General features: G+C 67.7%; 10 protein-coding genes. All 10 read right to left on the reverse strand.

Translation table 11 applies throughout. The annotated features are described in order from the left end of the window. The coding region (locus tag LQR33_RS22975; RefSeq protein ID WP_231470583.1) for a carbamoyl-phosphate synthase small subunit at positions 1–936 on the reverse strand (936 nt) is incomplete at its 3' end. A gap of 201 nt (positions 937–1,137) precedes the next feature. After that, positions 1,138–1,887, reverse strand: coding sequence for a type II secretion system protein N (locus LQR33_RS22980; RefSeq protein WP_221664069.1), 750 nt, complete (start codon positions 1,885–1,887; stop codon positions 1,138–1,140). Then, complete coding sequence (gene gspM / locus LQR33_RS22985) at positions 1,884–2,393, reverse strand: type II secretion system protein GspM (RefSeq protein ID WP_231470585.1); 510 nt, start codon at positions 2,391–2,393, stop codon at positions 1,884–1,886. Before gspM ends, LQR33_RS22980 begins: the two co-directional genes overlap by 4 nt. A 2-nt stretch (positions 2,394–2,395) precedes the next feature. Next, positions 2,396–3,586, reverse strand: coding sequence for a type II secretion system protein GspL (gspL, locus tag LQR33_RS22990; RefSeq protein ID WP_231470587.1), 1,191 nt, complete (start codon positions 3,584–3,586; stop codon positions 2,396–2,398). Next, on the reverse strand, positions 3,543–4,532 hold the full coding sequence (gene gspK, locus LQR33_RS22995; RefSeq protein WP_221664073.1) for a type II secretion system minor pseudopilin GspK: 990 nt from the start codon (positions 4,530–4,532) through the stop codon (positions 3,543–3,545). The genes gspL and gspK overlap by 44 nt, the downstream gene beginning before the upstream one ends. After that, on the reverse strand, positions 4,529–5,113 hold the full coding sequence (locus tag LQR33_RS23000) for a type II secretion system protein GspJ (protein ID WP_231470589.1): 585 nt from the start codon (positions 5,111–5,113) through the stop codon (positions 4,529–4,531). The genes gspK and LQR33_RS23000 overlap by 4 nt, the downstream gene beginning before the upstream one ends. After that, positions 5,110–5,490, reverse strand: coding sequence for a type II secretion system minor pseudopilin GspI (gspI, locus tag LQR33_RS23005; RefSeq protein WP_021478712.1), 381 nt, complete (start codon positions 5,488–5,490; stop codon positions 5,110–5,112). Before gspI ends, LQR33_RS23000 begins: the two co-directional genes overlap by 4 nt. After that, the gene (locus LQR33_RS23010) at positions 5,487–5,963 is read right to left on the reverse strand and encodes a prepilin-type N-terminal cleavage/methylation domain-containing protein (RefSeq protein WP_115617776.1); all 477 of its coding nucleotides are present in this window, start codon (positions 5,961–5,963) and stop codon (positions 5,487–5,489) included. The genes gspI and LQR33_RS23010 overlap by 4 nt, the downstream gene beginning before the upstream one ends. A 22-nt stretch (positions 5,964–5,985) precedes the next feature. Further along, entirely contained in the window at positions 5,986–6,429 is a 444-nt protein-coding gene (gene gspG, locus LQR33_RS23015; protein ID WP_081666318.1) for a type II secretion system major pseudopilin GspG, read from the reverse strand. Positions 6,430–6,518: 89 nt separating this feature from the next. After that, a partial coding sequence (gspF, locus tag LQR33_RS23020) for a type II secretion system inner membrane protein GspF (protein WP_231470591.1) occupies positions 6,519–7,437 on the reverse strand: 919 nt, incomplete at its 5' end.

A 7,437-nucleotide genomic window follows, 5' to 3' on the forward strand; every position in this document is an offset into this window, starting at 1 on the left:
CATCGCCGCGATGAAGCGGTCGAACAGATAGGCCACGTCCTCCGGCCCCGGGCTCGCTTCCGGGTGGCCCTGGAAGGAGAACGCAGGTCGGTCGGTCAGCGCGATGCCCTGCACTGTGCCGTCGAACAGCGAGCGGTGGGTAACGCGGACATTGGCCGGCAGGCTGGTCTCATCCACCTGGAAGCCGTGGTTCTGGCTGGTGATCATCACGCGGCCGCTGTCCAGATCCTGCACCGGATGGTTGGCGCCGTGATGGCCGAACTTCATCTTGGAGGTCTGCGCGCCGGTGGCCAGGCCCAGGAGCTGATGGCCTAGGCAGATGCCGAACACCGGCAGCTTGGTTTCCAGTATCTTGCCGATGGCCTCGATCGCGTAATCGCACGGCTCCGGATCGCCGGGGCCGTTGGACAGGAACACGCCGTGCGGATTGAGCGCCAGCACGTCGGCCGCCGGCGTCTGCGCNNGATCCTGGCCGGCCATGCTGCCGAAGGCGCGCGCCAGTTCCAGAGCCTTGGCCTCGTCGATGTCGCCGGCCATGATGCAGCCGGCCTGGGCGCCCTTCTCTCGCAGGATGCGGGTCAGCTTGCGGGTGTCGATGTCGGCGATCGCCACCACCTTGTGCTTCTTCAGGTAATCGGACAGCGAATCTTCGGCGCGGAAGTTGCTGTGCAACAGCGGCAGATCGCGAATGATCAGCCCTGATGCAAAAACGGCGCGGGATTCGGTGTCTTCCGAATTCGCGCCGACATTGCCGATGTGCGGATAAGTGAGTGTGACGATCTGCCTGGTATAGGAGGGGTCCGTCAGGATCTCCTGGTAACCGGTGATGGCGGTATTGAATACCACCTCGCCGACCGTGTGGCCGGCGGCACCGATAGCACTACCTCTGAAAAGCGTGCCGTCAGCCAAGACAAGGATTGCGGGGAGGTTTGACACTGGCTGGCTCCTGTTGCATTGCTCGGGCGCTTACACAAAAACCGGCTGAGCCGGTTTCGTTTGTGCACCCTGGGATTTTCAAAATTCTTATGTGAATAACGGGACTCGGCGCCTGCGCCTGTCCCGTTTGGTTAAACCTTTCTATAGTACCGCGTATTTTTCGCTTGCACAATACGACAGACGCCATTTTTCAAAAAAACGTCACATGCCCGGCTTCACCTGCCAGCTGACGCTGGTCGGGCCGGCCGGTTGGCCCAACATCAGCATCAAAGGCTTCAAGGCGTCGTACTTGTCCTGCGGGCTATCCGCGGTGCCTGTCATGTGGAAAGCGCCGCCGGCCGGCAACGCGCCCTGGCCGCTGAGCATCAGCGGTCCTTCCAACGTGGACAGATTCAGGTTCAGCCCCTGGCCCGTGCCGGCGACATCCAGCTGGTAGCTGCCGAACGGCAGCACCGTGGTCAACGGCGACGACGCGCCGCGCCAAGCGATCTGCACCGCCCCGCTGACCTCCTTGCCCTGCCGCGCCAGTTGCGGAATGTTCAGCTGCAGCTCGCCACCCAGCCGCGCCGCCTGCCAGGTCTTGGACAGATCGGCCAGCGCCGCCACCGGCAGCGACAGCGCGAGCCCCCTGATCTCCTGCTTACCGAAGCCCAGCTGCAGCATGCCGGGCTGGCCGGCGCTGTCCAGATGCCAGACCAGCAAGCCGGACAGCAAGGCCTTGGGCTGCCATTTCCACGCCAGCGGACTCATGCTGCGCACTTCGCCGGCCTTCCCCAGGTAAACCAGCTTCGCGCCGCCGTCCCAGACCGTGCCCCTGGCCTCGCTGACGCCCCAATGCCCGTCGCTGTAGCGCGACACCGGCCAAGACAGCCAGCCGGCCGGCAGCGCCGACAACAGGCCGGCCAACAGCAGCGCGGCCGCTCCCAGCCATTTCAAGATCCGCTGCCTCATGCCGCCGCTCCCGCGTGCGCCAGCAGCGCCTTGATCTTCACCTGCCCCGGCACCGGCTGCGCCTCCGCCTTGACGTTGACCACCCGCACCTGCTGCTGCGCGGCCAGGATGCCGACGAAACGCACCCAGTCGTCGAAGCCGACCACGCCCTCCATCGACACGCCGGAATCGCCATCGGCGTTGAACTGCAGCCCGGCCACGGACAGACCCTGGCTCTTGGCCGTCTGCTGCAGCAGCGGGATCAGCTCCTTGGCCGGCAGCGGCGTCTGCGCCGGTTGGCGCTTGAGCTTGGCGGCTTCATCGGCCAACGTGCTCACCGCACCCAGCTCGGCCTGCAGCCGCGCGACCGACGTCCGGTTGCGCTGCAGGGACGAGCTGGCCGGCTCCCATACCGCCAGATAGAGCAGCGTCGCGCCCAGCACCGCGGCCATCGTCGCCAGCAGCCGCTGCTCGCGCGGGCTTCGCTGACTCCAGTATTCGAGAAATTGTTGCTTGTAGGCTTTCATCGTCACGGCTCCCGCGCCACCACCAATTGCTTGCTGCCGGGCTGGCTGCTCGTCGCGTCCAGCATGATCTGCCGCGCCGCAAGCAGCTTGCGCCAGCGCGCCAGGCTTTCCGCCGGCACCTCGCCCACCTGCAGCTTGAGCCTGCCGGCTTCGTACTCCAGCGTCCGCACTTGCAGCTCGCGCCCGCTGACCGCCGCCAGCGCGCCCATCAGCTCCACCAGATCGTCTCGCGCCGGCTGGCCGTGGCTCAGCCTGAGCTTGTCCACTGCCCGCGTCATCGCCAGCGCGCTGCTGCCCGGCTGCGCCTGGCCGCCTATCCACGGCGTGGCCGCCGCGCGGATCTGCTGCGACAGGCTGTGCTTGCGCCACGCGTACCAGCCTGATTGGCCCAGCGTCAGCGCGATCTGCGCGATCAGCAGCCCGCCCAGCAGCCAGCCGGTCTTCTTCAGCGACGGCGCCCAGTCGCGCCAGTAGCGGTTGGCGGCCAGATCGCCCTGGGCGAAATCGTAACCCCCGTGGCGGCGGCCGCTGCGCCAGTCGTGCGCGTCGCCGCGCGCGGCCTCGCCTTGCCAGCCGGGCAGATGGGCCAGCACCTCGTCGGCGCTGTCCACCCCGTGCAAGCGCAGTCGCGCCGGCTGCGTCGCCGCCAGCAGCGAGGCGAACAGGGCGTGCTCCATCTGCCCCCCGCTTCTCGGCAGGCTGGCCGCGTACGGCGCGGCGGCGCGCACCAGCCAGCGGTCGGTCAGGCGGGTCACGCTCCAGCCGTCCGCCGGCGGCGGCGCGAGCAGGCATTCCTCAGGCACGATGCGGTCGCACAGCCGGCCCAGATTCTTGAGCATGGCCACCGCGCGCCGCAAGCTGGCCGCTTCGGTGACCGCCACCGCGCGCCGGCCCCCGGCCAGCGCCTCGCCCAGCGCGTAAAGATTGGCGCCCGGATCGTTGGCCAGCCCCTCTTCCAGCGCGAACCCCATCACGGCCGGCGTCGGCTGCTTGACCGCCTCAGGCAGCTTCACGTCGGTGAACAGCGTGCGGCCGGCCGGCAGCACCAGCTCGCACTGGTCGGCCTTGGGCCAGCCGCCGGGCGCGCTATCTCCCTGGGCGGAGAGCTCGCCGCGGGCGTTCAGCAGGGCCCAGGGCAGGCCGGGCTCGCTATCGGGCCAGCCCGGACGCAGATAGAGTCGCAGCGTCGTCATGATTGTCTCCACCTGGCCGCGCCTGCTGGCTGCGGCCATTGTTGCCTTCTTGTCGCCAAACCAGTTTGACGATGTTCTGATTGCTGTAAATCATCGCCCGCATCGACAGCCTGGCCTTGCCGTAGCCGGCCCGGCTGTTCAACAGGAAATAAGAGGATCCGGCGCCGATGTCCACGTCCGGAAAGACAAAGCCACCGCCCGGCAGCCTCGCCTTGAAATCGTTGGCGTCCTTGAAGTAATTGGTCTGCCGCTGCTTCATCAGCACCATCAGGTTGCCGTCACCCATGCCGGGCAGCATCGCCTTCAACACCTCGCCGGTCGCGGTGTTGACGTTGATCTGCGTCACCGACGGCGGCAGCGCCGCGATGTGCGGCGAAAGCTTTTCCATCACCTCGGGCGTATAGCCCGGCAACCAGCGCAGCATCTCCACCCGCGGCAGCGGGCGATTGGGCTGCGGCGCCGCGGCCGCGCCGTCGCCGCTCGGTTTCTCGTCCTCGTCCTTGCCGCCGCGCAGCTCCTTCAGCAGCGGCTCCGACAGCTTGCCCGGCAAGCCTAGCGAACTGAGCAACCGCTTGTAGAACTTCAGCTGCTTGGCGTTGGTCTGGCCGTTGAGCACCAGCGAATTGACGTTGAAGCGGCCCTGCAGATCCTCCAGCGCGCCGCTCACCTTCACGCCCTGCGCCTCGGTCTGCGGCAAGGGCTGCGCCCACAGCTGGGACAGCGCCACCACGCCATTGCCGGCCGGGCCGTTGTTGAAGCGCAAGATTTCCATCGCCCAGCCCAGGCCGGCGTCGGCCACCAGCCGCAGCTGGGCGCGGTTCTTGTCGTTTTCCAGTTGGTGCCACCACAGCCCCTGCTGCCACAGCACCAGGCTGGCCGCGGTGGTGGCCAGCGCGACGATCAGCAGCGCCATGATCACCGCCATGCCGGATTGCCGCCGCCTCATGGCAACACCCATATCCGCCGCGCCTGCTGCTTGCCCGGCATCTTCACCCGCATTTCCAACGCCCGGGGCGCCCGTCCCTGAGCCGCGTCGCCCATGGGCCACGCCTCCTGCCAGCTGCCGTCGTTGAGCAATATCCGCCAATCGACGCGCATGTCCCGCCCCAGCAGCGCGTAAACGATGGGCGACGCGCCGCCGGCGTCTCCGGCCGACCAGCTGACGCCGCCCTCGCCGCTCTGGTAGACGATGCGCTCCCGTCCGCTGGGGTAGCGGGTGGACACCGCCTCCAGCATCAGCGCCTGGCCTTTGCCGTCCGGCTGCAGCACCAGGCTGCTGACGCCCAGCGTCAGTCCCTGCTGCTGCTCGGCCGCGTTGGGCGCCGGCTGCTGGCCTCCCAGATCGCTTTCCAGCCGGCGGAAGGCCCGCGCCACGTCCACCCACTGCTCGCCGGTCTGCATCAGCCGCTCGCGGGCGATCAGCAGCGAGCCGAAAGCCTTGTAGCCCATCACCGACAGGATGGCCAACAGGCTCATCGCCACCAGGATTTCCAGCAGCGTCATGCCGCCCTGCCGCCGCGCGCTCAACCGCCGCCTCCCGCCTGCTGCCGCAGGTAGCCGGTCATCTCGGCCAGCACGTAATGGCCTGCGCCGGGCGCCAGGATGCGCACCGTCACCTTGCGGAAATTGGGATTGGGCGTCGGCGAGATTTCGCGCTCCCAGCGCCATTCGACGCCGTCTTCCTTGCTTTCTCCGGCTTGTTGGCCCGGCTCCGGAAACTGCCGCAGCGCCTGCAGCATCGCGATCTGGTTCTGCGCCTCCCAGTTGGCCTGCATCCGGCGCTCCATGCCCTCGGCGTTGTCGGCGGCCAGGCCCGTGGCGCGCAGCAGCGCGCCCAGCGCCACCGCGATGATGGCGAGCGCGACCAATACCTCGAACAGGGTGAAGCCTTGCTGCCGTTTCATGAGCCGTCCGCCACAGTCACCCGGCCCAGCGGCGACTGCAGCACGCTCAGCCTGCGGCCCGCGCCGTCCAGCCTGAGCGCCAGCGCCGCGGCGCGGCCGTCCTGCCATAGCAGCAGCGGCCGGTCGCCCTTCCAGGGCTTGCCGTCCTGCAGCGCGCCCTCTCCCGATATGCCGTCCGGCCATTCGTGAGCGGCCAGCAGCTCTTCGGTCACCGGCTGCCATTCGCCGTCGTCGTCCAGCCGGCTGAAGGCATAGCCCTTGCCGTTCCAGCTGAGCGCCAGCGTATCGCCCATCTCGGCCAGATCGCCGGCCTGCTCCAGCACGCGCGCGAAGCGGTAGCCCTCGTCATTCAATTGGCGATGGGTGTCCGGCCTCAGGCTGAGCGTGACGGTGGTGGCGAGCACGCCGATGATCAGCATCACCACCATCACCTCGATCAGCGTGAAGCCGCGCGCGCGCGCGGCGGAAGTCACGTTGCCTCTCTCCGGGCCCGGCTTACTTGCCGCTGTCCCAGTTGCCGATGTCGGCGTCGTTGTTTTCGCCGCCCGGCTCGCCGTCGGCGCCGAAGCTCCAGATGTCGATCTCGCCGTGGGTGCCCGGATTGGCGTACTGGTAGGCGTTGCCCCACGGATCTTTGGGCAGGCGCTCCAGGTAGCCGCCCGGCTTCCAGTTCTTAGGCTCCGGCGCGGCGCTAGGCTTCTGCACCAGCGCCGACAGGCCCTGGTCGGTGCTGGGGTAGCGGCCGTTGTCCAGCCGGTACAGCTTCAGCGCCTGGCTGATGGCGCCGATGTCCTGCTTGGCGGCGACGATGCGCGCCTCGTCCGGGCGGCTCATCACCTTGGGCACCACCAGCGCGGCCAACACGCCGAGAATGACGATCACCACCATGATCTCGATCAGGGTGAAACCGCGTTGAGCGGCGCGACGAACTGCTTTCATGTTTTCTCCCGAATGCATGCCGGGACTTTCTCCCGGCGTCTCTTCCAAATCGTTTCTCCCGCCGCGGCGGGCCCAACCACTACGAACGCTCAATGCACCATCTGGTTCATGTCGATGATCGGCATCATGATGGCCAGCACGATCAACAGCACCATGCCGCCCATCACCAGAATCAGCAGCGGCTCCATCAACGTGGTGAAAGTGGCCAGCTTGCGCTCCACCTCCTGCTCCTGCTGCTGGGCAGCGCGGTCCAGCATGTGGGACAGCGTGCCGCTGGCCTCGCCGCTGGAAATCAGGTGGATCAATACCGGCGGAAACTGGCGGGTGGCGTTCAGCGCGCGCGACAGCGACACGCCCTCGCGCACCTTTGCCATCGCGTCGGCCACCGCGTCCTGCATCGGCAGCATGGTCATCAGGCCGCGCGCGGTTTCCAGCGCGGTCAGCAACGGCACGCCGGAGCCGACCAGAATGGACAGGGTGCTGGCCATCCGCGCGGTGTTCAGCGCACGGAACAGGCGGCCGAACACCGGCAGCTTCAGCACCCGGGCATGGAAACGCCGCTTCAGCGCCGGCGCGCGCAAGGCGCGGACGATCAGGAACGCCGCCGCGACAATGCAGATCAGCATGACCACGCCCCACTGGCGCAGGAAATCGCTGCAGGCCACCAGCGCGCGGGTCAGGAAAGGCAAGGTCTGCTTGGTCTGGGCGAACACACTGACCACCTGCGGCACCACGTAACTCATCAGGCCGCCTACCACCAGGATGGCGACTAGCGTCACCACCGCCGGATAGGCCAGCGCCAGCGTCACTTTCTGCTGGGTGTTCTGCCGCTTGTCCAGGTATTCCGCCAGCCGCGACATCACCATGTCCAGATGGCCGGACTGCTCGCCGGCCTGCACCAGCGAGCGGTACAGCGGCGAGAACACGCCGGGCGCCGACGACAGCGCCTGGGCGAAGCCCTTGCCCTCCAGGATGTCGCTGCGCAGAGCCGCCAGCACGGTGCGGCTG

The sequence above is a fragment of the Chromobacterium piscinae genome (genome assembly GCF_021129175.1).
Taxonomy (GTDB): domain Bacteria; phylum Pseudomonadota; class Gammaproteobacteria; order Burkholderiales; family Chromobacteriaceae; genus Chromobacterium; species Chromobacterium piscinae.

What these genes read in the sequence shown, in the direction of transcription:
- LQR33_RS22980 (WP_221664069.1), bottom strand. Translation starts at nt 1,887, where the DNA reads ATGAGGCAGCGGATCTTGAAATGGCTGGGAGCGGCCGCGCTGCTGTTG.
- gspM (WP_231470585.1), bottom strand. Translation starts at nt 2,393, where the DNA reads ATGAAAGCCTACAAGCAACAATTTCTCGAATACTGGAGTCAGCGAAGC.
- gspL (WP_231470587.1), bottom strand. Translation starts at nt 3,586, where the DNA reads ATGACGACGCTGCGACTCTATCTGCGTCCGGGCTGGCCCGATAGCGAG.
- gspK (WP_221664073.1), bottom strand. Translation starts at nt 4,532, where the DNA reads ATGAGGCGGCGGCAATCCGGCATGGCGGTGATCATGGCGCTGCTGATC.
- gspI (WP_021478712.1), bottom strand. Translation starts at nt 5,490, where the DNA reads ATGAAACGGCAGCAAGGCTTCACCCTGTTCGAGGTATTGGTCGCGCTC.
- gspG (WP_081666318.1), bottom strand. Translation starts at nt 6,429, where the DNA reads ATGAAAGCAGTTCGTCGCGCCGCTCAACGCGGTTTCACCCTGATCGAG.